Origin of the sequence: Streptomyces sp. NPDC028722, from assembly GCF_040637655.1 — a bacterium.
Lineage (GTDB): Bacteria > Actinomycetota > Actinomycetes > Streptomycetales > Streptomycetaceae > Streptomyces.
This window is the reverse complement of sequence record NZ_JBEZWU010000023.1, coordinates 100,192-126,451: the sequence shown is the minus strand read 5'-3', so window position 1 is coordinate 126,451 and position 26,260 is coordinate 100,192. Positions and strand designations below refer to the sequence as shown.

The following is a 26,260-nucleotide window of genomic DNA, read 5'->3' as shown; positions in this document are numbered from 1 at the left end:
GGCCGGACGAACTCCCACTCCATGTCGGTCAGTTCATGACGACGTATCACCCGACCATGATCCACGACTCAAGATCAATTGAAGACACTGCCTAGGACGGCACTCGCGGGCTGGGCGGCGGACCGGCTCGTGTTTACGTAAACACAAACGACGGGGAAGGCCCTGCACCGGCAGGCCCACCGGTCTCGATGCCCGATGTTTACGTAAACTCTGAGCCGGAAGAGTGGCACCGGCTCCTGGGGCTCTCAAGGTTTCCGACGCGTAACGGCGCTGCTGCCGCCGGGAGTCGGACGGCGGGGAGCGGGGCGTTGGCCGTGGCCCGGGGGCGAGGTCGGCAGGCAGCGGCTCGGACAGGAGGCGGTCGGTCACCGGGGCCGGCCGGCGGGACACGCCGCTGTGCGTCCGGCGGTGACGGGCCGCCCGGCGGGCAGGTGCTACCGGCGGCGCCGGGGGCGGACTGCGCGGTCTGCGCTGGGGGGGGTGCCGTCCCGGTGGTGGGGTCGGCGCGTCCGGAGTGCGGCGGCCGGCGGGGCTGTAGGCCGCCGGGGGCGCTGTCGGCCGGTCGCCGGGGTTCGGGCCACGGGTCCGGCGGTGACGCGGGGCCGAACGGCACGGCACCCCGCTGCGGGCCGGGCCGGACCGGCGGTGGTCCGGACCCCGGCGGCGCGCCCTGGCGCAAGCCGCCGTCCCCGCGGCTCGGTTACCTCGCCCCGCGGGTGGACGCGGCCCGGTGTCCCGGGGGTCGCGCGGGCGGCGGGGCGGTGCTGGAGCGCACGACCAGGCGGGTCGGGACCAGGGTCGTCCCGTGCTCCGGCCGGTCGTCGCGGATCTGCCGCAGCACGCTCTCCACGCACAGCCGCCCCACCGCGCCGAAGTCCTGGTGGACGGTGGTCAGCGGCGGGATGAACGAGGCCGACTCCGGGATGTCGTCGTACCCCACGACGCTGACGTCCTCCGGAACCCGGCGCCCCTTCTCGTGCAGGGCGCGCAGCAGGCCCAGGGCCATCTGGTCGTTGGCGGCGAAGACGGCCGTGCAGTCGGGGTCGGCCGCCAGGGCCAGGCCGGCCCGGTAGCCGGACTCCGCGGACCAGTCGCCCCGTACCGGCGGCGGCACCGTGCGCCCGGCTTCCTCCAGCACCTGACGCCAGGCGTCGGCGCGGCGCTGGGCGGCGAACGAGCCGTCGGGGCCCGCCAGATGGGCCACGGTGGTGTGACCCAGGTCGAGCAGGTGCCGCACGGCGGCGCGGGTGCCGCCCGCCTGGTCGGTGTCGATCACGCTGTAGTGGTCGCCCGCGTCGGAGTCGACGACCACCAGCTGGACGCTGGGCGGCAGGCTGAGGACGGCGGCGTCCAGGAGGTGCACCTCCATGATGACGATGATCCCGTCGACGGCCAGCTCACCGAGCCGGGTGAAGGCGCCGCGCACGTCCGTCTGCCTCGGCGCCGCCACCGGTATGAGCGTGATGGCGTACCCCTCCTCGGCGGCGGAGGTGGCGATCGCCTCCAGGGTGCGCACGTTGCCGGTGGTGGAGAGGGTGAAGAGGATGACGCCGAGCGTGCGGAACTCCCCGCTCTTCAGGGCCCGTGCGGCGCTGTTGGGGCGGTAGCCGAGGTCCCTCATGGCTTGCAGGACGCGCTGCCGGGTCGACTCGACCACGTTCGCGTGGCCGTTGGAGACGCGGGAGACGGTCTGTGAGGAAACCCCGGCCGCCCGGGCGACGTCGGCCATGGAGACGCTCCGCCGCCGGTCGGCCGCCGACCGCCGACGAGGCTGCCCGGCCTGGTCCGCGTCGCTCACGTCCTGGTGCACGATTGCCCTTCCTGTGGTGCCGGCCGCGCCGCGGGGCCTGCGTGCGGCGGATCTGATCGAGAGTAGCGCGCGCCACCGCTCCGGCCCTGCTCACGGCGCTGTTCGCACCGCTGTTCACGGCACCCCGGCCGGCGCCGCGAGCCGGGGCGCGCGTTCTGACTCCCGAAGTATTGACGCTGCCAGCCGGGAATGTAAGCATCAGGCCACCGGCGATGTTTACGCAAACATTAGACCGTGCCGGTGGGACCCGTTCTGCCGTGCGACGGCCAGGGCCCCCGCACCCCACGACGACGCGAGGATGCAGCATGACCGTCATATCGCCGCCGGCCGCGGGAGGCCGTCCGCCCGCAGCCAGAAGGCGCGACCGCCGCGGCCTGGTCGGCTGGGGTTTCATCGCCCCCTTCATGACCGTCTTCGCCCTGGTCTTCCTCGCCCCGATCGCGTATTCGATCTATCTGAGCCTCTACCGCACCCGGTTGATCGGCGGGACCGCCTTCGTGGGCCTGGACAACTACCGGCAGGCGCTGCACGACGACCAGTTCTGGGCCTCGCTCGGCCGGGTCTCGCTCTTCCTGTGCGTCCAGGTGCCGGTCATGCTCGGCATCGCCCTGCTGGTGGCGCTGGCCCTGGACAGCGGCCGGCTCCACGGCAAGGATTTCTTCCGCATCGCGATCTTCCTGCCGTACGCCGTGCCCGCCGTCGTCGCCACCCTGATGTGGGGCTTCCTGTACGGCACCCGTTTCGGTCTCGTCGGCGACATCGACGACGCGCTCGGCGTCTCGCTGCCCGACCCGCTCTCCCCGCACCTGGTGCTGGCCTCGATCGGCAACATCGTCACGTGGGAGTTCGTCGGCTACAACATGCTGATCTTCTACTCGGCGCTGCGGGTCGTCCCGCACTCCCTCTACGAGGCCGCCGAGATCGACGGCGCCGGGCAGTTCCGCGTCATCACCGCCATCAAGATTCCCGCCATCCGCGGCGCCCTCGTCATCGCCACGATCTTCTCCGTCATCGGCAGCTTCCAGCTCTTCAACGAACCGAGCATCCTCCAGCCGGTGGCGCGCAACGCGATCACCACCGACTACACCCCCAACTACTACACGTACTCGCTCTCCTTCTCCGGACAGCAGCACAACTACTCCGCGACGGTCGCCATCGTCATGGGGCTGATCACCATGGTCATCGCCTATGTCGTCCAGACGCGCGGCATGCGCAAGGGAGCGTGAAGCGGCGATGGCCACTCCTGTCACCACCGTCCCCGACCGCTCCGCGGCCACGTCGCCCGGCGCCCCCGGCGCCGTACCCCGGCTGCGGGCCGGCCGCCGCCGGCACACCCCCGGCAGGCCCCGGCGCAGCGTCCTGCTGACGCTGCTCACCGGCCTGGTCCTGCTCTACAGCCTGCTGCCGCTGGTCTGGCTGGTGATCAGCGCCACCAAGTCCCAGTCGGGGCTCGCCCATTCGTCCGGTCTGTGGTTCGACGGCCACTTCGCGCTGTGGGACAACATCGCCCAGACCTTCACCTACCACGACGGCGTCTTCGTCCGCTGGCTGCTGAACACCCTGCTGTACGTCGTCCTGGGCGCGGGCGGTGCCACCCTCCTCGCCGTCCTGGGCGGTTACGCGCTGGCCACGTTCTCCTTCCCCGGCAGGCGCGCGGTGTTCGCCGTCGTCATCGGCGCGGTCGCGGTCCCGGGTACGGCCCTGGCGGTGCCGACCTTCCTGATGTTCAGCAACCTGGGGCTCACCAACACCCCGTGGGCCGTGATCATCCCGTCGCTGATCTCGCCGTTCGGCCTGTACCTGATGTGGGTGTTCGCCTCCGAGGCCATTCCCGCCGAGCTGATGGAGGCCGCCCGCATCGACGGTGCCGGCGAGGCCCGCACCTTCCTCACGGTCGCCCTTCCGCTGCTGGCGCCCGGCATCGTCACCGTCCTGCTGTTCAGCATGGTCGCCACCTGGAACAACTACTTCCTGCCGCTGATCATGATCAAGGACCCGGACTGGTATCCGCTCACACTCGGCCTGAACAGCTGGAACGCCCAGGCCGAGACGGCCGGCGGGCAGCCCGTCTTCCACCTCGTCATCACCGGCTCCCTGATCACCGTCCTGCCGCTGATCGCCGCGTTCCTGCTGTTGCAGAAGTACTGGCAGTCCGGCCTCGCCGCCGGAAGCGTCAAGGAGTAGCCCCCATCCGCGGAGCCCGCGGCACCGCACCACCCCGCCCCCGCCCCCGTACGGGCCCCGCCCGCACGGCCCCCTTCCCCTGCCCCTGCGACCCTCCCCGTCGGTCACGGTCCCGGCCATGCTCCGGCCACGAAGAAGTGGAAGCACGACCATGCTCAAGCACTCCCGCCGCCTGCTGCGCGGCATCGGTCTCGTCAGCGCCCTCGCCCTGGGAGCGACCGCCTGCGGCGGTTCCGACGACGGGGGACCGAGCCACAAGGCGGTCTCCGAGGCGGACATCCAGGCGGCCCTGAAGAAGGGCGGCACCCTCACCGTCTGGGCGTGGGAACCCACGCTCAAGCAGGTGGCGGCCGACTTCGAGAAGGCGCACCCCAAGGTCAAGGTCGACCTCGTCAACGCGGGCACCGGGAACGACCAGTACAAGGCGCTCCAGAACGCCATCTCCGCCAAGAAGGGCGTCCCGGACGTCGCGCAGATCGAGTACTACGCGATGGGCCAGTACGCCCTGACCAAGGAACTCACCGATCTCAAGGCGTACGGCGCCGACAAGCTCGCCGGCAAGTTCACCCCCGGCCCGTGGAACGGCGTCAGGGCGGGCGGCGACGGTGTCTACGGCCTGCCGATGGACTCGGGCCCGATGGCGCTGTTCTACAACAAGAAGGTCTTCGACAAGTACAAGATCGAGGTGCCCACCACCTGGGACCAGTACGTCGACGCGGCCCGCGCGCTGCACAAGGCGAACCCCAAGGCGTACATCACCAACGACGCCGGTGACGCCGGCTTCACCACCAGCATGCTGTGGCAGGCCGGTTCGCGCCCCTACACGGTCGACGGCACCGAAGTGAAGATCGACTTCTCGGACGCGGGTGCCCGGAAGTACACCGGCACCTGGCAGAAGCTCCTCGACGACAAGCTGGTCGCCCCGATCACCAGCTGGTCCGACGAGTGGTACAAGGGCCTGGACGACGGCACCATCGCCACCCTCGCCATCGGCGCCTGGATGCCCGCCAACCTCGCCTCCGGCGCGAAGTCCGCCTCCGGTGACTGGCGCGTCGCCCCGCTGCCGCAGTGGACCGCGGGCGCCAAGGCCTCCGCCGAGAACGGCGGCAGCGCCCTGGCCATGCCCGAACTCGGCGACAACGAGGCACTGGCGTACGCCTTCCTGGAGTACGCCGACGCCGGCAAGGGCGTGCAGACCCGCGTGGCGAACGGCGCGTTCCCGGCCACCACCGCGGAACTGCACTCCAAGGCGTTCCAGGACACCGCGTTCCCGTACTTCGGCGGGCAGCGGGCCAACGAGGTCTTCGCCGACTCGGCCGCGAACGTCGCCGACGACTGGTCCTACCTGCCGTACCAGGTCTACGCCAACTCCATCTTCAACGACACCGTCGGCAAGGCCTACGTCTCCGGCACCAGGCTCTCGGCCGGCCTGAAGACCTGGCAGGACGCCTCCGTCAAGTACGGCGACGAGCAGGGCTTCACCGTCAGCACCGGCTGACCCGCGCCCCCGCCCGGCGGCGCCGCCCGCACCGGCCGGCGCCGCCGCCCGCACCCATGCACCCGGAAGGAACCGCATGCGCCCCGCCCCCCTGTCCCAGCTGCTGCGCGGCCGGGGAGACAACGGCTCTCCCCGCTTCGCCTACGGCGCCGACTACAACCCGGACCAGTGGCCCCGGCAGGTCTGGGAGGAGGACGTCGCGCTGATGCGGCAGGCCGGTGTCACCATCGTCAACCTCGCCGTCTTCTCCTGGGCCCGCATCCAGCCCACCGCCGGTACCTGGGACTTCGGCTGGCTCGACGAGGTCATGGACCTCCTGCACGACGGCGGGATCGCCGTCGACCTGGCCACGGCGACCGCCTCACCGCCGCCCTGGCTCACCACCGCCCACCCCGAGATCCTCCCCGTCACCGGCCACGGCGAGACGGTGTGGCCCGGAGCCCGCCAGCACTGGCGTCCCACCTCCCCGGTCTTCCGCGAGCACGCCCTGCGCCTGACCCGGGCCATGGCCGAACGCTACGCCGCCCATCCCGCCCTGGCCGCCTGGCACATCTCCAACGAGCTGGGCTGCCACAACGTCCATGACTACTCCGACGACGCCGCCCGCGCCTTCCGCGCCTGGCTGCGGCACCGCTACACCACCCTCGACCAGCTCAACCACGCCTGGGGCACCGCCTTCTGGTCCCAGGGCTACAGCGACTGGGAACAGATCCTGCCGCCCCGCCTGGCCGCCTCCCACCCCAACCCCACCCAGCAGCTGGACTTCAAGCGGTTCTCCTCCGACGCCCTGCGCGAGCACCTGCGCGCCGAACGCGACATCCTGCGCTCCGTCACGCCCGACGTGCCCATCACCACGAACTTCATGGTCATGGGCGAGACCAAGGGCATGAACTACGCCGACTGGGCCGCCGAGGTCGACTTCGTCTCCAACGACCACTACCGCACCCCGGGCCCGCAGTCCCTGGACGAACTCTCCTTCTCCGCCAACCTCACTGGCAACCTCGCCGGCGGCCGGCCCTGGTACCTGATGGAACACTCCACCAGCGCCGTCAACTGGCAGCCCGTTAACCTCGCCAAACGCCCCGGCGAACTCGTCCGCGACTCCCTGCTGCACGTCGCCCACGGCGCCGACGCCGTCTGCTTCTTCCAGTGGCGCCAGTCCGCCGCCGGGGCCGAGAAGTACCACTCCGCGATGCTCCCGCACGCCGGACCCGACAGCGACCTCTTCCGCTCCGTCACCGGCCTCGGCGACACCCTGCGCCACCTCGCCCCCGCCGCCGGCGCCCCGCGCGAGAGAGCCCCCGTCGCCGTCCTCTTCGACTGGGACTCGTGGTGGGCCAGCGAACTCGACTCCCACCCCACCTCCCGGCTCCGCTACCGCCAGGAAGCCCTCGACTGGTACACCGCCCTGCTCAACCTGGGCGTACGCGCCGACGTCGTCCCCGCCGGCACCCCCCTCGACGGCTACCGCATGGTCATCGCCCCCGTGCTGCACGTCGTCCCCGCCACCCTCGCCAAGGACCTCACCCGCTACGCCGAGAACGGCGGCCACCTGGTCACCACGTACTTCTCCGGCATCGTCGACGAGAACGACCACGTCTGGCTCGGCGGCTACCCAGGCGCCCTGCGCGACCTGCTCGGCATCCGCGTCGAGGAGTTCGGGCCCCTGCCCGACGGCGAGCGGGTCACCCTCGACGGCGGCCTCACCGCGGACCTGTGGACCGACCGCGTCACCGTCACCGACCCCGCCACCGACGTCCTCGCCCGCTACACCGGCGGAGAGCACGCCGGGCGCCCCGCCGTCACCCGCCGCACCAGCGGCCAGGGCTCCGCCGCCTACGTCTCCACCCGCCTCGGCCCCGCCGGACTCACCGCGCTCCTGCCCGCCTTCCTCACCCACGCCGGGATCCGCAGCGAGCTGCCCGAACAGGCCCGGGGCCACGTCGAACTGGCCGTGCGCGCCCGGGACGGCGACCGCTACCTCTTCCTCGTCAACCGCACCGACGAACCCGTGCCCCTTCCCGGCGTCGCGGGGGACGTCCTGTCGCCCGGCCCCGCACACGAGGACGGCACGCCGGTCCTGCCCCCGCGCGCCGTCACCGTCCTGCACCAGCGCATCTGACCCCGGCCGGCCGGGCGCCGACGGGTGAGGACCGGCGCGCGGGACCGGGAGGACACTCCGGCGGGCGGGTCAGTCAGGGTCGGTCCCGGCCGTGCGGTAGCGGGGAGCCACGCGGGTGCCGGAGCCGCTGCGCAGGCCGAGTTCCGCGGCCGACAGGCGGGCCACCGCCTCGGCGTCCGACAGGCCCGGCACGCACACCACCTCCCCGTCGTCCAGCGCCGCCAGCGACGCGGTGACGACGTCGGCCGCGGGCATGCCGCCCTCGTCATGGACCCGGGCCTCGCCCGCGACCGGCTCCTCACCGGTACCGAGATGGAACTCGGTCGCCGTGAGCCCGGGGCAGACGACCTGGACGCGCACGCCCGTGCCGGCGAGTTCGGCGGCCAGCGTCCGGGTGAACGTCACCACGTACCCCTTGGTCCCGCCGTAGACGGCCCGCCGGGGGAGGGGCCCGGGCGGCAGGTCGCCGGCGAACGCCAGCAGCGAGGCCACGTTGACCACCGCGCCCCGGCCACGGCGCACCATGCCGGGGACCGCGGCCCGGGTGAGAACCGTGGGCGCCACGACGTTCACCTCCAGCACCTTGCCCAGCAGTGCCGGTTCGACCTCGGCGAACGGCCCGTAGCCGTTGATGCCGGCGTTGTTCACCACCAGGTCCACGTCCTCGCCAGCGGCCCGCTCCGCGACCCGGGCGAGATCCGCCGGCCGGGCCAGGTCCGCCACCAGCGCCTCCACCTCCACCCGGCTGTCCCGGCGGAGCCGCTGCGCCAGGGCGTCCAGCCGCTCGGCGCGCCGGGCGACCAGCACCAGGTTCCAGCCGCGTTGCGCCAGCCGGCCCGCGTACTCCTCACCGATTCCCGAGGAGGCCCCGGTCACCAGAGCCGTTCCGGGTGTCCTGTCCGATGCCATGGGCTCGATCCTTCTGTCGCGGGACTGACTGCCCGGGGCCGTGCCGGGACCCTTCCGTGATCGCCGGCCGGGTGTCCAAGCGCCGTACGGGCGAAACACCGGTCGCGCGAACGGGCGCCGGAGCACCCGGGGAAGGCCGACCCCCGCGAGCGTGTCACCGCCCGGCCCGGGCACTCGTCCGCCATGAACGACAGCTCACCTCCCCTGGCCGACCGCACGCTGATCGCCCTCGCCCGGGCAGCGGCTTCGCCATCACGGACGTGCGCGTGCCGGCCGACCGCACCATTGACGCCTGACCGGCCCGTACGCCTCCCGCCGACCGGGTGACCGCGGGCCGCTGCCCGGGCCCCGGAGCGCTGCCATCGGAGGGTAAAGCGGCCCCGGTGCGGGAGCCGGCGGCGTCGTACGGGTACGGGCAACCGGGGCCGGTGAGCGCTCATCGCGCGGTCGTGCCGGCGTGGACGTGTGGAGGAGAGCCCATGGCAGTGAACAAGGTGCGCGACATCATGACGGCCGCGCCGGTGGCGGTGGGACCGCAGACCTCGGTGGTGGACGTCGCCCGTCTGATGCGGGACGAGGGCATCGGTGTCGTCCTGGTCGCGGAGGACGAGACGCTGCGCGGACTGGTCACCGACCGGGACCTGGTGGTGCGCGTGGTGTGCGAGGGCGGGGACATCGCGGAGCGCAGTGTCGCCGAGGCGTGCAGCGAGGACCTGGTCAGCGTCTCGCCGGACGACGACATCAGCCGGGCCGTCGAGCTGATGCGCGAGCACGCCGTGCGGCGGCTGCCGGTGGTCGAGGACGGCCGTCCGGTCGGCATCGTCTCCCTGGGGGACCTCGCCGTCGAACGCGACACCGACTCCGCCCTGGCGGACATCAGCGCCACGGAGCCCAACGAGTAACGGAGCATCACCCGCTCCCCGGTGCGGGCGGCGTTCACAGAGGTGCGACGTTCGCGGCCGGCTGGTCTGCGCCCCGTCCGGGGTGGGGCGGCCTCGCGGCCCGCCGCCGAACGCCGGCCCGCCCGCGGCCCGTTCCGTCGCGGCCCGGCCGCCCGCGGCCCGTCCACCCGCCGTGACCACGGCACATCCGATGCCCGTCGACCACTCGCGGCGCCGGTACTGGCACACTGATGCCTGTCATCGGCGGTGGCGGCGACGGTGCCGTCACGGACTGTGGCCGTACTGTGCGGCACGACGGGTGAGGGTGGGCATGGAGCACACATCGGACGTGGACATCGCGCTGGACCGTGACGTTTTCCTGCGGACGCTGGTGCGCGAGCTGGCGACGGCCCTGGAGTCGGTGATCGGCCTGGAGGAGGCCTCGGGGTACATCAGCGTGGTCGGTCAGGCGGTCGGCACGCAGATCGACGAGATGTACCTCAAGGCCCTCGGTGTGGACCGGCTCAGCGGTGAACAGGTCGCCGAGGCGCTGGTGGACCTCAAGCGCCGTATCAAGGGCGACTTCCACGTCATCGATCAGGACGCCACGAAGATCGTCCTGGGCAACCGGGTGTGCCCGTTCGCGGAGAAGGTGGTCGGCCGGGAGTCGATGTGCATGATGACGTCCAACGTCTTCGGCACCGTCGCCGCCCGCAACCTCGGCTACGCGCGCGTGGAACTGGAGCAGACCCTCGCCCGCGGCGACGCGGGCTGCCGGGTCGTGGTGCACCTGGTCCCGGACACCAGCGTGGAAACCGCCGCCGGCCGCGAGTACTTCGGCGATCCGTCCGTCACGCCATGAGCCTTGGCCTGTTCGGGGCCATCACCAGACCACTGCCCCACCCGGTACTGCTGTGCGCGGCCGACGGCCGCATCCTGGCCGCCAACCCCGCGGCACACAGAAGCGACAGCCGGCTCACCCCGGGCGCCTGCCTGTTCGACGTGGACAGCACGGACGCCGAGCTGCTGCGCGCCCACCTGGCCACCTGGCTGCGCAGTGGCAGCCCGGTACCCGGCGCCCTGACCATCAAGGACGCCGACGGCCGCCTGCGCCGGTTCCGCTGCCACGGGGCACGCGCCCAGTGGTGGGACGGCCCGCTTCCCGCCGCTCAACTGCACCTGCTTCCGCTGGACGGGGCCGACCAGTTCGTCGTCCTCAGCCGGCAGGTCGCCGCCCTGAACCGGGAACTCGCCTTCCGCCGCTCCCTGGAGGCCGAACGCGCCCGCCTGCTGGCCGCCGAACAGGCCGCCCGCGGCCGGCTCCAGCACCTCTACACCCTGACGGCCGCCCTGGCCACCGCGGTCACCGTCACGGAGGTCTCCCGCGCGGTCCAGGACGCCGCGCTGCCCGCCCTGGGCGCCACCGCCGTGGAACTCCGCCTGCACTCCACGCGCCTGGTACCGCCCCTCCAGCCCGGTGAACACCCCTCCCCGGCCGCCGCCGACTGGACCGACCTGGACCATCCGTTCCCCGCCGCCGCCCCGGCCCCGCCCCGCGCGCCGTCCCCCGCGGAGCCGCCGCCGCTGACCCTCCCGCTGGAGGCGGACGACACCCACCTGGGCCTGCTGGTCATCCACGGCGCCGACCCGGGCGCCGCCCCGGAACACGCCGTCGCCGTGGCCCAGCAGATCGCCCAGGCCCTGCGCCGCGCCGGACTGCACGAACACGAGCACCAGGTCGCCGAACGCCTCCAGCGCAGCCTGCTGCCACGCCTGCCGGTCCTCCCCGGCCTCGACGCCGCCACCTGCTACGCCCCCGGCGGCGACCTGCTCTCCGTCGGCGGCGACTGGTACGACGTCTACGACGTGGACGCCGATCACATCGGCCTGAGCATCGGGGACGTCGCCGGGCACGGACTGCGCGAGGCCACCGTCATGGCGCAGATCACCGCCGCCCTGCGCAACATCGTCCCGCGCTACGGCGCCCGGCCCACCTCGGTCCTCGACGAACTCAACACCTTCCTGGGCCGCTACCACCCCGGCCGGATGGCCACCGCCTGCTACCTCGTCTTCCACCGTCCCACCCGCACCCTGGCCTACGCCGCCGCCGGGCACCCGCCGCCCCTGCTCGTCCACGCCGACGGCACCAGCACCTACCTCGACGGGGCCACCAACCCGCCCCTGGGCCCCGTCCACGGCTTCGGCTACCGGCAGGCGGCCCGCACCCTCGCCGAGGACGACACCCTCCTGCTCTACACCGACGGCCTGGTCGAACGCCGCCGCGAGGTCATCACCGTCGGGCTGGAGAGGCTGACCGCGTGCGCCCGCGTCACCGCCGGGCTCGGCCTCGCCGAACTCTGCGACCGCTTCCTGCACCACCAGCCCGACGCCGCCTTCCCCGACGACCGGGCCCTGCTCGCCGCCCGCTTCCCCCCGGCCTGACCCGCGGACGGACGGCTGGACGACGTGCCGTCTGCCCCGCCCTGTCAGTACATCGCCGTGGCGTGCCGGTCCCTGCCGACGAGGCCCGCGACCGTCAGGGCGGCCCAGCCCAGGGCGCTGACGGCCGCCCCGGCACGGCGGACGCGGCCGGGCAGGACGGGGCCGAGGAGCAGGGCGTCACCGACGTCGGAGGCGATGCGCAGGGTGGTGGCCGTGACCAGGGCCGGCCCCTGGGGGGCGACGAGCATCGCCAGGCCGGTGGCGGCGTCCCGCCAGGCCAGCGGGCGCAGGACCATGGCGGTGTGCGGACCCACCCGGCCGTCCGGGTCCACCAGCCCGCAGGGGCGCGCCAGCAGCCCGGACGGTACGCGGTGGCGATCCCGTAGGCGCAGGTCGCCGCTCCGATGGCCCTCAGCAGTCCGGTCCGCATCGTCAGCACCTCCACAGCCGGTGTGCGCGCTTTCCCGCGCACCCCGGCGAGTACCCACACCCGCGCGACCGCCACGCCACCCGCCGCACCGGGCCGGCCGGCACACCGGGAGGCGTGCACATCAGAGTTCGGTTCCGGTGTGCTCGTCGATGCCCGCGCGGGCCCGGTAGGCGCGCACCAGCTCCGGGGCGGCCGGTCCCCGTGGCCGGCGTCCCGCGCGGATGTCGACGGCGAAGGCCTTGGTCTCCTGGATGTGGGTGTTGGGGTCGAGGGACATGTGCAGCAGTTCGTTGGCCGCGTCTCCCGTGGTGTAGCCGTTCGGTCCCCAGTGGTAGGGCAGTCCGACCTGGTAGAGAGGGCGTCCGTGCACCGTGAGCGGCGGCACGCGGTCGGTCACCAGCACCCGTGCCTCGATGACCCCGCGCGCGCTCACGATCGTCGCCCAGCCGGTGTGCTCCAGACCGCGTTCGGCGGCCAGTTCGGGCGACACCTCGCAGAAGAACTCGGGTTGCAGTTCCGCCAGGTAGGGCTGCCAGCGGGACATGCCGCCCGCGGTGTGGTGCTCGGTGAGCCGGTAGGTGGTGGCCACGTACGGGAACACCTCCGAGCCGGGCTCGGTGCCGCTGGGCTGGTAGCGGTTGTCGGGGTGCGGCGGCAGCAACTGCCGTACCGGGTTGCGCTGCCGGCCGTACAGCAGGTTCGGGTACGGCGAGTCCTGCGGTTCGTAGTGGGTGGGCAGCGGGCCGTCGGTGAGCCCCGACGGCGCGTACAGCCACGCCTTGCCGTCCGCCTGCATGATGAACGCGTCGGTGCCCGACAGGGCTTCCGGTCCGGTCGCGTCCGGCGGCGGCCGGTGCCGGGGCGACTTGTCGGCCTTGAAGTCCGGGATGTCGTGCCCGGACCACGAGCCCTTCTCCTCGTCCCACCACACCAGTGCCTTGCGTTCGCTCCACGGCTTGCCGTCCGGGTCGGCCGAGGCGCGGTTGTACAGGATGCGGCGGTTGGCGGGCCAGGCCCAGCCCCACTCGTTGGCCACCCAGTTCTGTTCCTTGCCGGGTTTGCGGCGGGCCGCCTGGTTGACGCCGTCGGCGTAGACCCCGCAGTAGATCCAGCAGCCGCAGGCGGTCGAGCCGTCGTCCTTCAGCTGCTCGTACGAGGTGAGCGGCTCGCCCTGAGCGTCGTAGCCGTTGATCTCGGCGAGGACGGCCTCGGCCTCCGGTTCGGCGTGTTCCCCCTTGGTGGGGTAGTCCCAGGTCAGGTCGAGCACCGGCCGGTCCATCTCGTCGGTGGACGCGGCGAGCTTCTCCCGGATGATGCGGCCCAGGTGGTAGGCGAACCACAGGTCGCTGCGCGCCTCGCCGGGCGGCTCGACCGCCTGGTGGTGCCACTGGAGCAGCCGCTGGGTGTTGGTGAAGGAGCCGTCCTTCTCGGTGTGCGCGGCCGCCGGCAGGAAGAACACCTCGGTCCCGATGTCCTCGGTGCGCAGCTCGCCGGTCTCGATCTCCGGGCCGTCCTTCCACCAGGTGGCCGACTCGATCAGCGAGAAGTCCCGGACGACCAGCCAGTCCAGCTCGGCCATGCCGAGGCGCTGCATCTTGGCGTCGGCGGAGCCGACCGTGGGGTTCTCGCCGATGAGGAAGTAGCCCTTGCAGATCCCGTCCAGCTGGGCCATGACCGTCTCGTAGGTGGAGTGCGAACCCGTGAGCCTCGGCAGGTAGTCGAAGCAGAACTCGTTCTCCTCGGTGGCGACCCCTCCCCAGTACGCCTTGAGCAGGCTGACCAGGTAGGACCGCATGTTGCCCCAGTAGCCCTTGTGTGCCGCCTCGGCCGCCACGAAGGTGTCCAGGGTCTCCCGCCGGTGGGCGTGCCGCATGGGGATGTAGCCCGGCAGCAGGTTGAACAGCGTGGGGATGTCCGTCGAGCCCTGGATCGAGGCGTGCCCGCGCAGGGCGAGGATGCCGCCGCCGGGCCGGCCGATGTTCCCCAGGAGGCTCTGGAGCACGGAGGCGGCGCGGATGTACTGCACGCCGGTGGTGTGCTGCGTCCAGCCGACCGCGTAGGCGAACGCGGTGGTCCGTTCGCGCCCGGAGTTGTCCGTGACCAGTTCGCACACCTGGCGGAAGATGTCCTCGGGGACCCCGCAGATCTGCTCGACCATCTCCGGGGTATACCGGGCGTAGTGCCGCTTGAGGACCTGGAACACACAGCGCGGGTGGGTGAGCGTCTCGTCCCGCTCGGGCTCGCCCTCGGGGAGCGCCGCGCCGCCGGAGCCGTGGGACTCGCCGCGTGCCGCGTCGGTCACCGTGCTGCCGCCGTCGGTGCGCTTGTCGTACTCCTGGTCCCGCTCGCCGGAGGCGGCCTGGACCTCGGTGCCCGCGTACTGCCAGGTCTCGTTGTCGTAGCTGCGGGTGTCGGTATCCAGTCCGGAGAAGACTCCGTCGAGATCCTCGGTGTCGCGGAAGTCCTCGCTCAGCACCATGGGGCCGTTGGTGTACGCGACGACGTACTCGCGGAAGGACTTGTCGTTCCGCAGGACGTAGTTGATGATCCCGCCGAGGAACGCGATGTCCGTGCCCGCGCGCAGCGGCACGTGCAGGTCGGCCAGCGCACTGGTGCGGGTGAACCGCGGGTCGACGTGGATCACCTTCGCGCCCCGCGCCTTGGCCTCCATCACCCACTGGAACCCGACCGGATGGCACTCGGCCATGTTCGAGCCCTGGATGACGATGCAGTCGGCGTGCTGGAGGTCCTGCTGGAAGGTGGTCGCGCCGCCGCGTCCGAACGAGGTTCCCAGACCGGGAACGGTGGAGGAGTGTCAAACGCGCGCCTGGTTCTCGATCTGGATCGCTCCCAGGGCGGTGAACAGCTTCTTGAGCAGGTAGTTCTCTTCGTTGTCGAGTGTGGCGCCGCCCAGGCTCGCGATGCCCAGGGTGCGCCGGGTGCGGGTCTCGTCGACCTCCCACTGCCAGCCGGTCCGGCGCGACTCGATCACCCGGTCGGCGATCATGTCCATCGCCGTGTCGAGGTCCAGCCGCTCCCAGTCGGTGCCGTGCGGGCGCCGGTACAGGACGTGGTGTTCGCGGGCGTCGCCGGTGGTCAGTTGCAGGCTGGCGGCGCCCTTGGGGCACAGCCGGCCGCGCGAGATGGGGGAGTCGGGGTCGCCCTCGATCTGCGTGACGCGCTCGTCCTCGACGTACACGTTCTGGCCGCAGCCGACCGCGCAGTACGGGCAGACGGACTTCACCACCCGGTCCGCGGAGGCGACCCGCGGGCGCAGCCGCTCGCTGGGGCCGCTCTTGGCCGCGGCCCCCCGGCCCAGGGGGTCCGTCCCCTTCAGCTGGCGGTAGACCGGCCAGGAGTCGATCCAGGTGCGTACACCCATCACGCCCGCCTTTCCCGTCGTACTCGATGCGGCCGGGGGTACCCGTCCGCCCGCCGTTCAGTCACCCTCCGCACTGCCGATTGTCCCGCGGGCGGGCGGGCACGGCATCCGGAGGCGGACCGCCGTTGCCCGGCGGCTCCCGGGCGGCCGCCCGCCTCCGGGCAGGCCCGGCGGTCAGGCATCGTGGGACCGCGCGGCCCGGCGCATCTGGGCGTCGCCGTGGGCCCGGGCCCGCAGCCACGCGCGTACGGCCGGTTTGCCGGTCGGGTTCTCCGCCGCCGGGTTCACCAGGTGCTGGGTGGACTCCTGGGGCATACCGGGGCGGTGCTGTTCCTCGGTGGTGAGCGTGTCACCGCCGTCCGCGGGCAGCCCGGTGGCGATCAGGAACGCCTGTCCCGCCGGTATGCCGAGGCGGCGCCCGGCCTCCTCGTAGCCGAGACCGTCGGCCAGCAGCCGCCGCACCTGCTTCTGCGTGGGCATGGCACCGGTTCCCTTCTCCCCCTTCTCACCACGGCCGCGGGTACCCGCCGTGGCGGGGCCCGAACTGCGCGCACCGCCTCACGGAGGGCCGCCGCCCCGCTCCCGCCGGTGCCGGTCGTGCCAGGCGAGGGCGCGCCGGATCTCCGACTCGTGCAGACCGGTGCGGCAGGCCAGCTCCACGAGGCCGAGGGCCGGCGGACCGCTGGTCAGAACCCGGGTGATCTTCGCGGCCCACAGCTCCTCCCGCACGAACGGGCGACGCCGGTACTCCTCCCGCAGACGTGCGAGATGCTCCTCGCCGCAGGCGGTCAGGAGGCGGAGGCCGTCGAACCAGTCCAGGGTGGCGTGCACGGCGGAGGAGTCCGCTACGTACCCGCGTACGGCCTCGTCGGCCGCGATGACCGCGGCGCACAGGTCGCACAGGTCGCACAGCTCGACGCGCCGCGCGTCCTTCCGGCGCTTCCTTCCGCGCTTCCACATCGGGGCTCCAGCGAACGGCGGGTCGAGGGACGGGTGGGGCGAGGGACGGGTGGGGCGAGGGGCGGCTGCTCCCCGACCGGCGGACGTCATGACTGCCCGCCCCGCGCCCTCCCGACACACCCGGCCGGCCACGCTCACCCCCGGGCCGACACCGCGTCACCGAGCCGCCGCAATCGCACGGAACGGGTCGCAGTCGGCGCTTCGCGGGCACTCCGCCCAGCGGTGTGTCCGCTCGCGGAACGCACGGCCCGCCCGTAATGTCCGCCCATGGCCCGGCCCCGACGCGAGACGGGAGTGATCGGATGGTTCCGAGGTGTCCTCACGCAGCGGCAGGGCGGCCGTATCCGGACCGCCGCCCGCGGCACCGGGCCGCTGACCCGGCGGGAAGGGCGACGCGGTGAAACAGCGTCACATCTTCGGCGACGTCTTCGCACTGGAGTCGGTCGTCGCGGGCGTGGTGTTCGTCCTCGTGCTGGCCGTGTTCGGCTACGCCCTGATCAGGCGGCGTGCCTCCCGGCGGGTGACCGCGTCCCGGCGGGCGGAGCGGCCACGGCTGGAGGCCTACTACGTCGGCGTGCTGGGCGCCTTCGCCGTGTTCCTGGTGTCCTGGACGGCGTGGCAGAACCACCGCGAGCACCAGGCCGCCGACCGTCCGCCCGTACGCGTCGACGTCACCGGTTTCCAGTGGTGCTGGACCTTCGCCCACCCCCAGGCCGCCGAGCGGCGCAGCGTCTCGGACACCTGCCGGGGCGGTCACCTGCCGACCCTGGTGGTGCCGACCGGCCGCCCCGTACAGCTGCGCCTGACCTCCCGTGACGTGATCCACTCGCTGTGGATCCCGGACCTGCGCTACAAGATGGACGCCTTCCCCCACCACGTGAACACCTTCACCCTCACGATGGACCGGCAGGGCCGGTGGCTGGGCAAGTGCGCCGAGTTCTGCGGGGAGCGGCACTACGAGATGCACTTCTGGGTCAGGGCCGTGTCGCCCGAGAAGTACGACCGGTGGCTGCACGGCGGCGGCGGACAGGGAGCGGCATGACCGCGGCGCCGCCCGGCACCGTGCGGGAGACCACGGGCAAGCCGGTCCCGCCCGGCAGCTGGGCGGGCTGGGTGACGAGCACCGACCACAAACGGATCGGGCTCCTGACCATCGGCACGTCGCTGGTCCTGTTCGTGCTGGTGGGCGTCCTCGCGCTCATCATGCGGACCCAGCTCGCCCGGCCCGAACAGCACCTGGTCGACGCCCACACCTACAACCAGCTGTTCACCATCCACGGCTCCGGCATGATCTACCTGGTGCTCACGCCGTTCGCGATCGGGATGGGCGTGTACCTGGTGCCCCTCCAGATCGGCGCCCCCGGCATCGCCATTCCCCGGCTGACACTGCTGGGCTACTGGCTCTACGTGTTCGGCGCCGTCGTCATGCTGGCGGGCTTCGCCACCCCGAGCGGAGCCCACGCCGACGGCTGGTTCTCCTACCCGCCGATGGCGGACAGCGACCACTCGCCCGGCGCCGGCCCCGACCTGTGGATCGCCGGGGTCTTCCTCGCGACCACCGGAACCATCGTCATGGGCTGGGCGGTCCTGTGGACGGTGCTGCGCAAGCGCACGCAGGGCATGACCATGCTGCGCCTGCCGGTGTTCTCCTGGTCGATGATCGCCACCTGCCTGATGGTGATCGGCGCGTTCCCCGCCCTGCTGGCCGCGCTGATCCTGCTCGCCGCCGGACGCGCCGACCCGTCCGTCTTCGCGTCGAACACCTGGAACATCGGCTACCAGCACCTGTTCTGGTTCTACGGCCACCCCGTGGTCTACGTGATGTTCTTCCCCTACCTGGCCGCGGTGGCGGAGGTGCTCGCCGTCTTCTCCGGGCGCCGCTTCTTCGGCTACACGGGCACCGTCCTGTCGCTGCTGGTGTTCGCCGCGCTGTCGATGAGCGTGTGGGGCCACCACATGTTCGCCACCGGGCAGGCGGCCAACGACTACTACTCGCTGACCTCCATCGCCCTGCTCGTTCCCGCCGGTGTGGAGTACTTCGGCATGCTGGGCACCCTCCTCGGCGGACGCCTGCGGTTCCGTACGCCGATGCTGTTCGCCCTCGCCTTCGTCCCGCAGTTCCTGATCGGCGGGCTGACCGGCATCATGGTCGGCACCCCGGTGATCGACTACCACGTCACCGACAGCTACTTCGTCGTGGCCCACCTGCACTACGTCCTGTTCGCCGGCAGCGCCTTCGGGCTGTTCGCGGCGGTGTACTTCTGGTTTCCCAAGGTGACCGGCGTGATGTTCGACGAGCGCGGTGGCCGGCTGCACTTCTGGCTGCTCGTGACCGGCACCAACCTGACCTTCCTGCCGATGTTCGCCCTCGGCTACGAGGGCATGCCGCGCCGCGTGGTGACGTACGCGGCGTTCGACGGGTTCGCCCTGATGAACCTGCTCTCCAGCATCGGGGCCGCCTTCCTCGCCGCCGGTACGGCCGTGTTCGTCGTGAACATCCTGTGGACCCTGCGCCGGCGCGCGCACGGCCGCGCCGAACCGGCCCCGGACGACCCGTGGGAAGGGCACTCCCTGGAATGGGCGACCTCCTCGCCGCCGCCCCGGTACAACTTCACCCCCGAGCGCCCCGTTCCCCCGATCACGAGCTTCGCCCCGCTGCTGGACCTGCGGCAGCGGCGGCAGCGGGAGAGGGCGGGGGAGGGGAGCCGGTCGTGAAGCGTCACCTGCCGTTCGTGGTCGTCGCCGGCTGGGGCGTGTTCAACGCACTGCTGCTGGCGGTGCTCGCGGTGTACGGCGAGAGCGCGCTGGTGTACTGGCTGTGGGGCGGTGCCGTGCTCGGCATCGAACTGGCCGGCGTGCTCGTACTGCTGTCGTCCCGCTGGGGACCCGAGCAGCACGTCCGCTACCGGGTGCCGGACCGCGGTGCCGCCGCTGCGCTGCCGGCCGGGCTGGGCTGTGTGCTGGTGGCCCTCACGTTCGTCTACGGTCCGTGGCTGCTGGCCCTGGCCATCCCCCTGCTGGGCGTCGCGGTGGCCCTCGCGGTGCGCGGCACGACGGCCCGGGAGGAGTGATCACCGTGACCGGGACGGCTCACTCCGGGCACCTGACGCAGCTGTCGTCCGTGGCCCTCATGGCCTGGTCGGGCCTCACCCTCGCCGCCGCGGTGCCGGGCGTCATGCGGCTGGTGCGCCGTAGCCCGTTGTGGGAGCGGATCAGTCTGCCTCCGGGCGTCACCCTGCCGCTGCTGGTCCTGCTGCACGCCTGGGCGGTCCTCGGCGGCCCGGTGGGCCTGGCGCCCGGTGCCGGACCGCTCGTGACGGAGCCGGTGCTGCTCGTGGGCGCCGTGCTGTTCTGGGTGCCGGTCGTGGCCCGGACCCGGCACCGCCTCAGCGATCCGGGCCGGTGCCTGTACCTCTTCCTGGCGGCCCCGCTGCTCGACCTGCCCGCGGTCGGTGTCATCGCCACGGGGCAGTCGGCGGAGGGCATCGCCATGATCGTCGGCATGCTGCCCCTGAGCGTCACCGCCGCCGGCGTCACCTGGTCCTGGGCGCGGCGGGAGGAGCGGCTGGCCGCGGCGGCCGACGCCCTGGCGCCACCCACCCCCGGAGGCGCACCGCGCCTCCCCTGACTGACGGCGGGACCGGCGGACCGCTCCGCCTCCCACCCCGGTGTCCCGGGGCCGCGGACGGCGCCGCCTCCCGCGCCGACGCGGCCCCGCGTCAGGACCCGGACCCGGCGGTGCCGGACCCGGCCGGGGCGGAGAGCGAACCGGCTGCAAGCCGCTCCCGCTGGGGCACGACCGTGTACTTGGGGTCCTCGGCCGAGGCCACCCCCGCGTGGAAGATCCCGAACCGCAGGGCCGCGGAACCGGCCAGCAGCGCCGCACCCGCCACGGCGGCGGACACCCGGCTCCGCCTGCCGGCGTACGCCCCCAGCACGGTACCCCCGATGGTCAGCGCTTCCGCGGCGCGCAGCAGCGCGTGCGGCCTGCCCCGCTCCAGCGGCTCGGCCGCCAGCCCCATCCGCCCCTTCATCAGCTGGAACGAGCCCAGTTCGAGCGCGGCGCCGAGAACGGCCAGGCGGCGCGCCGGACCGGTCTGCCCCGGCGGTACGCAGGCCAGCGCCAGCCCCGCCGCCGCGGTGGCGCCCGACCCGGCGAAGACGAACGGCATCTCCCGGTGCCCCTCGTGCCACGACGGCACGGCGGTGTCGGAGATCAGCACGGCGGTGTAGGTGGCGACGGCCGGCCCGAGCACGGCGGCGGACGCGGTCGCGGCGGCGCCCACTAGGCGGTACCGGCCGGCGACGTCGGTCGCGGCGGCGGCCAGGGCCAGCGGCGCGTAGCCCATCAGCAGCCACGACCCCACACTCATGGGGGAGGTCGGCTTGAACACCCGGAGCATGTTGAGGAAACGGGCGGGCCGGCCCAGGTCGTGCACCAGCGCGACCAGGGAGAGGGAGATCGCGCCCGCCGCCCCGGTCTTCGCCGTCCGGGCCAGCGCCGGCCGGCCGGTGACGTGCGCCCCGGCGCCCAGCAGCGACGACGCGCCGGCGAGTCCGCCCAGGTAGAGGTAGCCCGCGATGTCCAGGGGCTTCCAGGTCGGTTTGTTCAGGATCGGCTTGCCGTAGTACGAGGAGAACTCGGCGTCGGGCACCATCGCCCGCTCACCACGCCCGCGCCCGCGGCGCCGCCGGCGCCCCGCATGCGCGCCGGTGAGGGCGTCACGCCCGGGACGCGCGCCCTCCACACCGTCCCGGGTGACATCGGAACCGGTCATCGCGGCCTCCTGACGAAGCTGGCGGCGGCCAGCGCGGCGAGCGAGACGGCCGCCGCCGCCGCGTGCCGCCACATGGCCGGCAGGTCACGGGTGGTGACGACCGGGTCGGGCGGCAGGCCGTAGACCTCCGGCTCGTCCAGCAGCAGGAAGAACGCCCCGTCGCCGCCGACGCCGTCCTCGGGGTCCTCGCCGTACAGCCGCGCGTCCGTGACACCGGCCGCGTGCAGCTGGGCGACCCGGGCGGCGGCCCGGTCCCGCAGCTCGTCCAGCGGGCCGAACTGGATGGAGTCGGTCGGACAGGACTTGGCGCAGGCCGGCTCCATACCCACGCCGAGACGGTCGTAGCACAGGGTGCACTTCCACGCCCGTCCGTCGTCCCGGCGCTGGTCGATGACGCCGTACGGGCAGGCGGGCACGCAGTAACCGCAGCCGTTGCAGATGTCCTCCTGGACGACGACCGTGCCGAACTCGGTGCGGAACAGCGAGCCGGTGGGGCACACGTCGAGGCAGGCGGCGTGCGTGCAGTGCTTGCACACGTCGGAGGCCATCAGCCAGCGCAGTTCGGTGCGGCCGTCGGGGGACACCGGGGAGATCTCCCCGGCCGGGGCGCCCGCAGGGGCCGCACCCGGCGGGGGAGTGGTGGCCCCCGGGCCGGGCGAGGCCGGGCCGGTGCCCAGGACCGACGCGGCGGCGAACACGTCGACGTCCTCGTGCCCGGCCCCGGGCTCCTGTCCGCCGAGCGGCTTGCGCTGCTCGATGAAGGCGACGTGCCGCCAGGTGTCGGCGCCGAGGCCCTGCGTGTTGTCGTACGACATGCCGGTCAGTTCGAGGCCGTCCTCGGGGACGGCGTTCCACTCCTTGCACGCCACCTCGCACGCCTTGCAGCCGATGCACACCGAGGTGTCGGTGAAGAACCCCATGCGGGGCGGGGCGTCGGCGTACCCGGCCGCCCGTGCCACGTCCGGCTGCGGACCGGAGAGCAGGTTCTCCCGCGACGCGGCCCCGTCCTCCCGGGCCGTCCGTGCGGCGGTGTCGTCCGTCATTTCCCGGTCTCCTCGCTCACCCGTCACTCTCCTCCGCCGTCCCCGGCGCGGCCCGCACCATCTCGACACGGTGGCGCTGCCCCTCGGTGGCGGGCAGTTCCACCCGCTTGCCGAAGTACCACCGGCTGAGCGCGTTGCGGATCCGGTGCTTGTGGAACCAGCGCCACACCTCCGTGCCGTGAGCCCGTGGCCGTGGCACGTCGCGCACGAGGATGAGGTAGGCCTCGGACGCCGGCAGCAGCGTCCGCGCCTCCTGGTAGCCGCCCTCCGGGCCACGCCGCACCTCGCCGGTCGCCCGTCCCTCCAGCAGACGCCGCCGGTCGGCCGCCTGCAACCCCAGGCACGCCCGTTTCGCGGCGTGGTAGGCGACGAACGGCACCACGAACAGCGCGGTACGGAAGGTGTACGTCAGCACCTCCAGCCGGACGTCGAAGACGTGCACCATGACGTCCTGCCCGCCCGCCATGAGCAGCACGGCGTACGCGGAGACGGCGGCGGCACCCAGCGCGGTGCGGGTGGGCTGGTTGCGCGGGCGGTCGCACAGGTGCTGCTCGGGGCCCGGCCCGGTGATCCACCGCTCGAAGAACGGATAGGCGTACAGCACGAGGAACAGCGTCATGGGCAGCACCACGGCCGGCAGGAGGACGTCCCAGACGATCGTGTGGCCGGCGACGTCGGTCTCCGCGCCGGGCATCAGGCGCAGAGCACCCTCCAGGAAACCCACGTACCAGTCGGGCTGCGCGTCGATGGACACCTGGTCGGCACGGTAGGGGCCGAAGCTCCACACCGGGTTGATCTGCATCACCGCGGACATCAGCGTGAGCACGCCCGCGGCGACGAGGAGCAGGCCGACGGACTTGGCCGTGTACTGCGGGAAGAACGCCTTGCCGACCACGTTGCGGTTGGTCCGGCCGGGCCGGGCCCACTGGGTGTGCTTCTGGTGGACGACGAACGCCAGGTGGACCACCACGAGCGCCAGCAGCAGCCCGGGCAGCAGCAGGATGTGGGCCACGTACAGGCGCGGGATGATCTCGTGCCCGGGGACCTGGCCGCCGAAGACGAGGAACGCCAGGTACGTGCCGACGACCGGGATCGACAGCACGATGCCCTGGGCCGTGCGCAGACCGGTGCCCGACAGCAGGTCGTCCGGGAGCGAGTAGCCGCAGAAGCCCTCCAGCAGCGCCAGCATGAACATGGTCACGCCGATCGTCCAGTTCACCTCCCGGGGCCGCCGGAAGGCGCCGGTGAAGAAGATCCGCAGCATGTGCACGCCGATCGCGGCGACGAACACCAGCGCGGCCCAGTGGTGGACCTGCCGCATCAGCAGGCCCCCGCGCACCTCGAAACTGATGTGCAGTACCGAGGCGTACGCCTCCGACGTGATCACGCCCTCCAGCGGAAGGTAGGAGCCGGTGTACGGCCGCTCCGTCATGTCGGGGTGGAAGAAGAAGGTCAGGAAGACGCCCGTGACCACCAGCACCAGCAGGCTGTAGAGGGCGATCTCGCCGAGCAGGAACGACCAGTGGTCGGGGAAGGCCTTGCGCAGGAACTGTTTGCCCGCCGAGGCGACCGGCAGCCGTCTGTCGAGCGCGCTCACCACGCGTTCCCCGCGCGACACGGGACGGGCCGGCCCGTCCTCGGGAGACACCGTCACGCTGTGATCGCCCTCCTCCGCCCGGCCCTGCCGACTGCGCACCGCGTCCGACCGTTCACCGCTCGCTTCCGAGCCTGGCACGGGTCCCCCCGGCACGCGCGGCCGAAATCGCGGCGGGGGGACCCCCGACAGGGGGCCCGCGGGAACGCCGGTCCCGGTTTGCGGCGCGCTCCCGGGGCTACCCGGCCGGACGACGGATCGGCCCAGAACGCTGCGGGAGGTCACGTGACCGGCGTCGCCCAGTTCGTCGCGGCGCGTCTGCGTGCCTGGGACGTGGACCGGGTGTTCGGCGTGCCGGGCGTCGCCGTGGACCCCCTGGTCACCGCGCTCACCGGCGACTCGCCGCCGCCCGAGTTCGTACAGGCACGGCAGGAGGAGTCGGCCGCGCTGATGGCCTGCGCCCATGCCAAGCTCACCCGGAGGACGGGCTGTTGCCTGGCCCCGTCCGGACCCGGCGCACTGCGCCTGCTCAGCGGCCTGTACGACGCGGCGCTCGACCGCAGTCCGGTGCTGGCGGTGGTGGGGGAGGAGCCGGTGCCCCCGGGCGTGAGCGACCGGCGGCGCGCCGTCCCCGCCTCCCAGCTCTTCGCCCAGGTGTCCGAGTACTCCGAACGGGTCACCGACCCGGCTCTCGTCGCGGACGCGCTGGACCGGGCGCTGCGCGCCGCGGTGAGCGGCAGGGGAGTGGCCACGCTCGTCCTGCCCCGCGCCGTGCTGGCGGCCGAGGCGCCGCCCTGGCCGCACGGTGACCAGGAGGCCACCGCGTCCCTCCTCTACCTGAGCCCGCCGGTGCGACCGCCGGACCGGCAGGTGCGGCGAGCGGCGGACCTGCTGAACGACGGCCGCCGGGTCGCCGTCGTCGTCGGTCCGGACGCCGCCGAAGCGGCCGGCGTGGTCAGGGACGTCGCGGAACTGCTCGGCGCGGGTATCGCCAAGACCCCCCTGGGCCGCGACGTCCTGCCGGACGACGTCCCCCATGTCACGGGAGTGGCCGCCACCCTCGGCAGCGCGCCCGCCGCCGCCCTGGTCCGCGACTGCGACACCCTGCTGCTGGTCGGGGCGCACGACTTCGACACCGGTCTGCTGCCGGACACCGGCTCACGGCACGTCGTCTCCGTCGACGCGGACTCCGGCGCCTGCCCCGTGGCCGCCATGGTGCCGTCCGCCGCGCGGCTGACGGGGCACGTCGCCACGGCGCTGGACGCCCTCCGTCCCCTGCTCCGGCCCAAGGCCGACCGCCGGTGGCGCGCCGGTGTCGAGGAGGCGGTACGGGAATGGCACGCGGAGGGGCGGACCAAGGCGCGACGCTTCTTCGGCATGGCCGTCAGCCCCCGCTCCGTGGTCGCCGAGCTGTCCGCGCGGCTGCCGGACCGGGCCGTCGTCGTCACCGACTCGGGGACGGCCCTGGACTGGTGGACCCGGCACCTCCAGCTGCGCGACGGCATGCGCGCGGCCCTCTCGCGGCATCTGGGCACCCCCGGCGCCGCCGTGCCCTACGCCCTGGCGGCCCGCCTGGCCTTCCCCGAACGTTCGGTGGTCGCCCTGATCGGCGACGGGGCCCTCCAAGCCGGCGGCATGAACGAGCTGATCACCGTGCGCCGGCACCTCGAACGCCTCGCCGATCTGCCGCCCACGCTCTTCTGCGTCCTGAACAATGGGGACCTCAGCCGGCTGACCTGGGAGCGCCGGACGGCCGCCGGCGATCCGCGGATCCCGGCCACCGGGGAGGTGCCCGCCGTGTCCTACACGGACTACGCCGGTCTTCTCGGTCTGCCCGCCATCCGGTGCGAGCGGCCCGGCCAGGTGGCCCCCGTCTGGCAGGAGGCGCTCGCCGGGAGGGGGCCGATGCTGCTGGAGTTCCTGGTGGACGGCGACATGCCTCCCGACTGGGCGGAACCGGCCGGATACCGGGACACCGCGGAGCCGGCACTCCGGTCCACCGGTACGGGCGCGTGGCGCAGGAAGATCGCCACGACGGTCAGTGACCTGTTCGGCACCGCCTGACGGTCATGCTACGGCCACGACAGGACGAACGGCGGTGCGCCGCGGCTCGGCCGCCGCCGGGGGCACCGGGGGCACCGGGGACGCCGGGGACGCCGGGGACACCGGTAGGAGGGGGACGACGCCGGCAGGTGCAGGCGCGGGACACGGCCGCTCGGAACACCAC

Annotated in this window: 20 protein-coding genes and 1 pseudogene; 12 read left to right on the top strand and 9 right to left on the bottom strand. The window is 73.0% G+C overall.

The annotated features are described in order from the left end of the window. Positions 1–700 precede the first annotated feature (700 nt). Positions 701–1,729: a LacI family DNA-binding transcriptional regulator gene (locus AB0F03_RS29060; RefSeq protein WP_361997139.1), complete on the bottom strand. Its 1,029-nt coding sequence runs from the start codon at positions 1,727–1,729 to the stop codon at positions 701–703. A 386-nt stretch (positions 1,730–2,115) separates the two neighbouring features. On the opposite strand from AB0F03_RS29060, the gene AB0F03_RS29055 reads away from it, so the two are divergent. From AB0F03_RS29055 to AB0F03_RS29040, 4 genes are all read left to right on the top strand, one after another. Next, on the top strand, positions 2,116–3,036 hold the full coding sequence (locus tag AB0F03_RS29055; RefSeq protein WP_361997131.1) for a sugar ABC transporter permease: 921 nt from the start codon (positions 2,116–2,118) through the stop codon (positions 3,034–3,036). Positions 3,037–3,043: 7 nt separating this feature from the next. Next, entirely contained in the window at positions 3,044–3,994 is a 951-nt protein-coding gene (locus AB0F03_RS29050) for a carbohydrate ABC transporter permease (RefSeq protein ID WP_361997130.1), read from the top strand. A gap of 151 nt (positions 3,995–4,145) precedes the next feature. Next, complete coding sequence (locus tag AB0F03_RS29045) at positions 4,146–5,492, top strand: sugar ABC transporter substrate-binding protein (RefSeq protein ID WP_361997129.1); 1,347 nt, start codon at positions 4,146–4,148, stop codon at positions 5,490–5,492. A 76-nt stretch (positions 5,493–5,568) separates the two neighbouring features. After that, the gene (locus tag AB0F03_RS29040; protein ID WP_361997127.1) at positions 5,569–7,614 is read left to right on the top strand and encodes a beta-galactosidase; all 2,046 of its coding nucleotides are present in this window, start codon (positions 5,569–5,571) and stop codon (positions 7,612–7,614) included. Positions 7,615–7,683: 69 nt separating this feature from the next. On the opposite strand, the gene AB0F03_RS29035 is transcribed toward AB0F03_RS29040, so the two are convergent. After that, complete coding sequence (locus AB0F03_RS29035; protein ID WP_361997125.1) at positions 7,684–8,523, bottom strand: SDR family oxidoreductase; 840 nt, start codon at positions 8,521–8,523, stop codon at positions 7,684–7,686. Positions 8,524–9,002: 479 nt separating this feature from the next. On the opposite strand from AB0F03_RS29035, the gene AB0F03_RS29030 reads away from it, so the two are divergent. From AB0F03_RS29030 to AB0F03_RS29020, 3 genes are all read left to right on the top strand, one after another. Continuing rightward, the gene (locus AB0F03_RS29030) at positions 9,003–9,425 is read left to right on the top strand and encodes a CBS domain-containing protein (protein WP_361997123.1); all 423 of its coding nucleotides are present in this window, start codon (positions 9,003–9,005) and stop codon (positions 9,423–9,425) included. A gap of 310 nt (positions 9,426–9,735) precedes the next feature. After that, positions 9,736–10,266, top strand: coding sequence for a methanogen output domain 1-containing protein (locus AB0F03_RS29025; RefSeq protein ID WP_361997122.1), 531 nt, complete (start codon positions 9,736–9,738; stop codon positions 10,264–10,266). Continuing rightward, complete coding sequence (locus AB0F03_RS29020) at positions 10,263–11,846, top strand: PP2C family protein-serine/threonine phosphatase (protein WP_361997120.1); 1,584 nt, start codon at positions 10,263–10,265, stop codon at positions 11,844–11,846. The genes AB0F03_RS29025 and AB0F03_RS29020 overlap by 4 nt, the downstream gene beginning before the upstream one ends. A 44-nt stretch (positions 11,847–11,890) precedes the next feature. Here the strand turns inward: AB0F03_RS29020 and AB0F03_RS29015 are convergent. From AB0F03_RS29015 to AB0F03_RS29000, 4 genes and pseudogenes are all read right to left on the bottom strand, one after another. Then, a pseudogene (locus AB0F03_RS29015) lies at positions 11,891–12,276 on the bottom strand (hypothetical protein). 121 nt (positions 12,277–12,397) lie between these two features. After that, on the bottom strand, positions 12,398–15,658 hold the full coding sequence (gene fdh, locus AB0F03_RS29010; protein WP_361997118.1) for a formate dehydrogenase: 3,261 nt from the start codon (positions 15,656–15,658) through the stop codon (positions 12,398–12,400). 174 nt (positions 15,659–15,832) lie between these two features. After that, a complete protein-coding gene (locus AB0F03_RS29005; protein ID WP_361997116.1) occupies positions 15,833–16,138 on the bottom strand; it encodes a hypothetical protein in 306 nt (101 codons plus the stop codon). A gap of 78 nt (positions 16,139–16,216) precedes the next feature. Continuing rightward, positions 16,217–16,618, bottom strand: coding sequence for a hypothetical protein (locus tag AB0F03_RS29000; RefSeq protein ID WP_361997114.1), 402 nt, complete (start codon positions 16,616–16,618; stop codon positions 16,217–16,219). Positions 16,619–17,015: 397 nt separating this feature from the next. Here AB0F03_RS29000 and AB0F03_RS28995 point away from each other — a divergent pair, with 397 nt between their 5' ends. The 4 genes from AB0F03_RS28995 to AB0F03_RS28980 are packed head-to-tail and all read left to right on the top strand — an operon-like array spanning position 17,016 to position 20,246. Further along, positions 17,016–17,660, top strand: coding sequence for a cytochrome c oxidase subunit II (locus AB0F03_RS28995; RefSeq protein WP_361997112.1), 645 nt, complete (start codon positions 17,016–17,018; stop codon positions 17,658–17,660). Beyond that, positions 17,657–19,333: a cbb3-type cytochrome c oxidase subunit I gene (locus AB0F03_RS28990; protein WP_361997110.1), complete on the top strand. Its 1,677-nt coding sequence runs from the start codon at positions 17,657–17,659 to the stop codon at positions 19,331–19,333. The genes AB0F03_RS28995 and AB0F03_RS28990 overlap by 4 nt, the downstream gene beginning before the upstream one ends. Next, positions 19,330–19,689: a hypothetical protein gene (locus AB0F03_RS28985; protein WP_361997108.1), complete on the top strand. Its 360-nt coding sequence runs from the start codon at positions 19,330–19,332 to the stop codon at positions 19,687–19,689. The genes AB0F03_RS28990 and AB0F03_RS28985 overlap by 4 nt, the downstream gene beginning before the upstream one ends. Positions 19,690–19,694: 5 nt before the next feature. Next, the gene (locus AB0F03_RS28980) at positions 19,695–20,246 is read left to right on the top strand and encodes a hypothetical protein (RefSeq protein WP_361997106.1); all 552 of its coding nucleotides are present in this window, start codon (positions 19,695–19,697) and stop codon (positions 20,244–20,246) included. A gap of 91 nt (positions 20,247–20,337) precedes the next feature. Here the strand turns inward: AB0F03_RS28980 and nrfD are convergent, their stop codons facing one another. The 3 genes from nrfD to AB0F03_RS28965 are packed head-to-tail and all read right to left on the bottom strand — an operon-like array spanning position 20,338 to position 24,087. Continuing rightward, positions 20,338–21,396 (bottom strand): NrfD/PsrC family molybdoenzyme membrane anchor subunit, encoded by a 1,059-nt coding sequence (gene nrfD, locus AB0F03_RS28975; protein ID WP_361997104.1) that lies wholly within the window; start codon positions 21,394–21,396, stop codon positions 20,338–20,340. Then, entirely contained in the window at positions 21,393–22,439 is a 1,047-nt protein-coding gene (locus tag AB0F03_RS28970) for a 4Fe-4S dicluster domain-containing protein (RefSeq protein WP_361997103.1), read from the bottom strand. The genes nrfD and AB0F03_RS28970 overlap by 4 nt, the downstream gene beginning before the upstream one ends. 16 nt (positions 22,440–22,455) lie before the next feature. Then, a complete protein-coding gene (locus AB0F03_RS28965) occupies positions 22,456–24,087 on the bottom strand; it encodes a cytochrome b N-terminal domain-containing protein (RefSeq protein WP_361997137.1) in 1,632 nt (543 codons plus the stop codon). Positions 24,088–24,318: 231 nt separating this feature from the next. Here AB0F03_RS28965 and AB0F03_RS28960 point away from each other — a divergent pair, with 231 nt between their 5' ends. Further along, positions 24,319–26,097, top strand: a complete 1,779-nt coding sequence (locus AB0F03_RS28960; RefSeq protein ID WP_361997101.1) for a thiamine pyrophosphate-binding protein — start codon at positions 24,319–24,321, stop codon at positions 26,095–26,097. Positions 26,098–26,260 lie beyond the last annotated feature (163 nt).

Excerpts from the sequence above, each read along its gene's own strand:
- AB0F03_RS29060 (WP_361997139.1), bottom strand. The coding sequence starts at position 1,729 with ATGGCCGACGTCGCCCGGGCGGCCGGGGTTTCCTCACAGACCGTCTCC.
- AB0F03_RS29045 (WP_361997129.1), top strand. The coding sequence starts at position 4,146 with ATGCTCAAGCACTCCCGCCGCCTGCTGCGCGGCATCGGTCTCGTCAGC.
- AB0F03_RS28990 (WP_361997110.1), top strand. The coding sequence starts at position 17,657 with ATGACCGCGGCGCCGCCCGGCACCGTGCGGGAGACCACGGGCAAGCCG.
- AB0F03_RS29020 (WP_361997120.1), top strand. The coding sequence starts at position 10,263 with ATGAGCCTTGGCCTGTTCGGGGCCATCACCAGACCACTGCCCCACCCG.
- nrfD (WP_361997104.1), bottom strand. The coding sequence starts at position 21,396 with ATGACCGGTTCCGATGTCACCCGGGACGGTGTGGAGGGCGCGCGTCCC.
- AB0F03_RS29040 (WP_361997127.1), top strand. The coding sequence starts at position 5,569 with ATGCGCCCCGCCCCCCTGTCCCAGCTGCTGCGCGGCCGGGGAGACAAC.
- AB0F03_RS29005 (WP_361997116.1), bottom strand. The coding sequence starts at position 16,138 with ATGCCCACGCAGAAGCAGGTGCGGCGGCTGCTGGCCGACGGTCTCGGC.
- AB0F03_RS29055 (WP_361997131.1), top strand. The coding sequence starts at position 2,116 with ATGACCGTCATATCGCCGCCGGCCGCGGGAGGCCGTCCGCCCGCAGCC.
- AB0F03_RS28970 (WP_361997103.1), bottom strand. The coding sequence starts at position 22,439 with ATGACGGACGACACCGCCGCACGGACGGCCCGGGAGGACGGGGCCGCG.
- AB0F03_RS29000 (WP_361997114.1), bottom strand. The coding sequence starts at position 16,618 with ATGTGGAAGCGCGGAAGGAAGCGCCGGAAGGACGCGCGGCGCGTCGAG.
- AB0F03_RS29050 (WP_361997130.1), top strand. The coding sequence starts at position 3,044 with ATGGCCACTCCTGTCACCACCGTCCCCGACCGCTCCGCGGCCACGTCG.
- AB0F03_RS29030 (WP_361997123.1), top strand. The coding sequence starts at position 9,003 with ATGGCAGTGAACAAGGTGCGCGACATCATGACGGCCGCGCCGGTGGCG.
- AB0F03_RS29025 (WP_361997122.1), top strand. The coding sequence starts at position 9,736 with ATGGAGCACACATCGGACGTGGACATCGCGCTGGACCGTGACGTTTTC.
- AB0F03_RS29035 (WP_361997125.1), bottom strand. The coding sequence starts at position 8,523 with ATGGCATCGGACAGGACACCCGGAACGGCTCTGGTGACCGGGGCCTCC.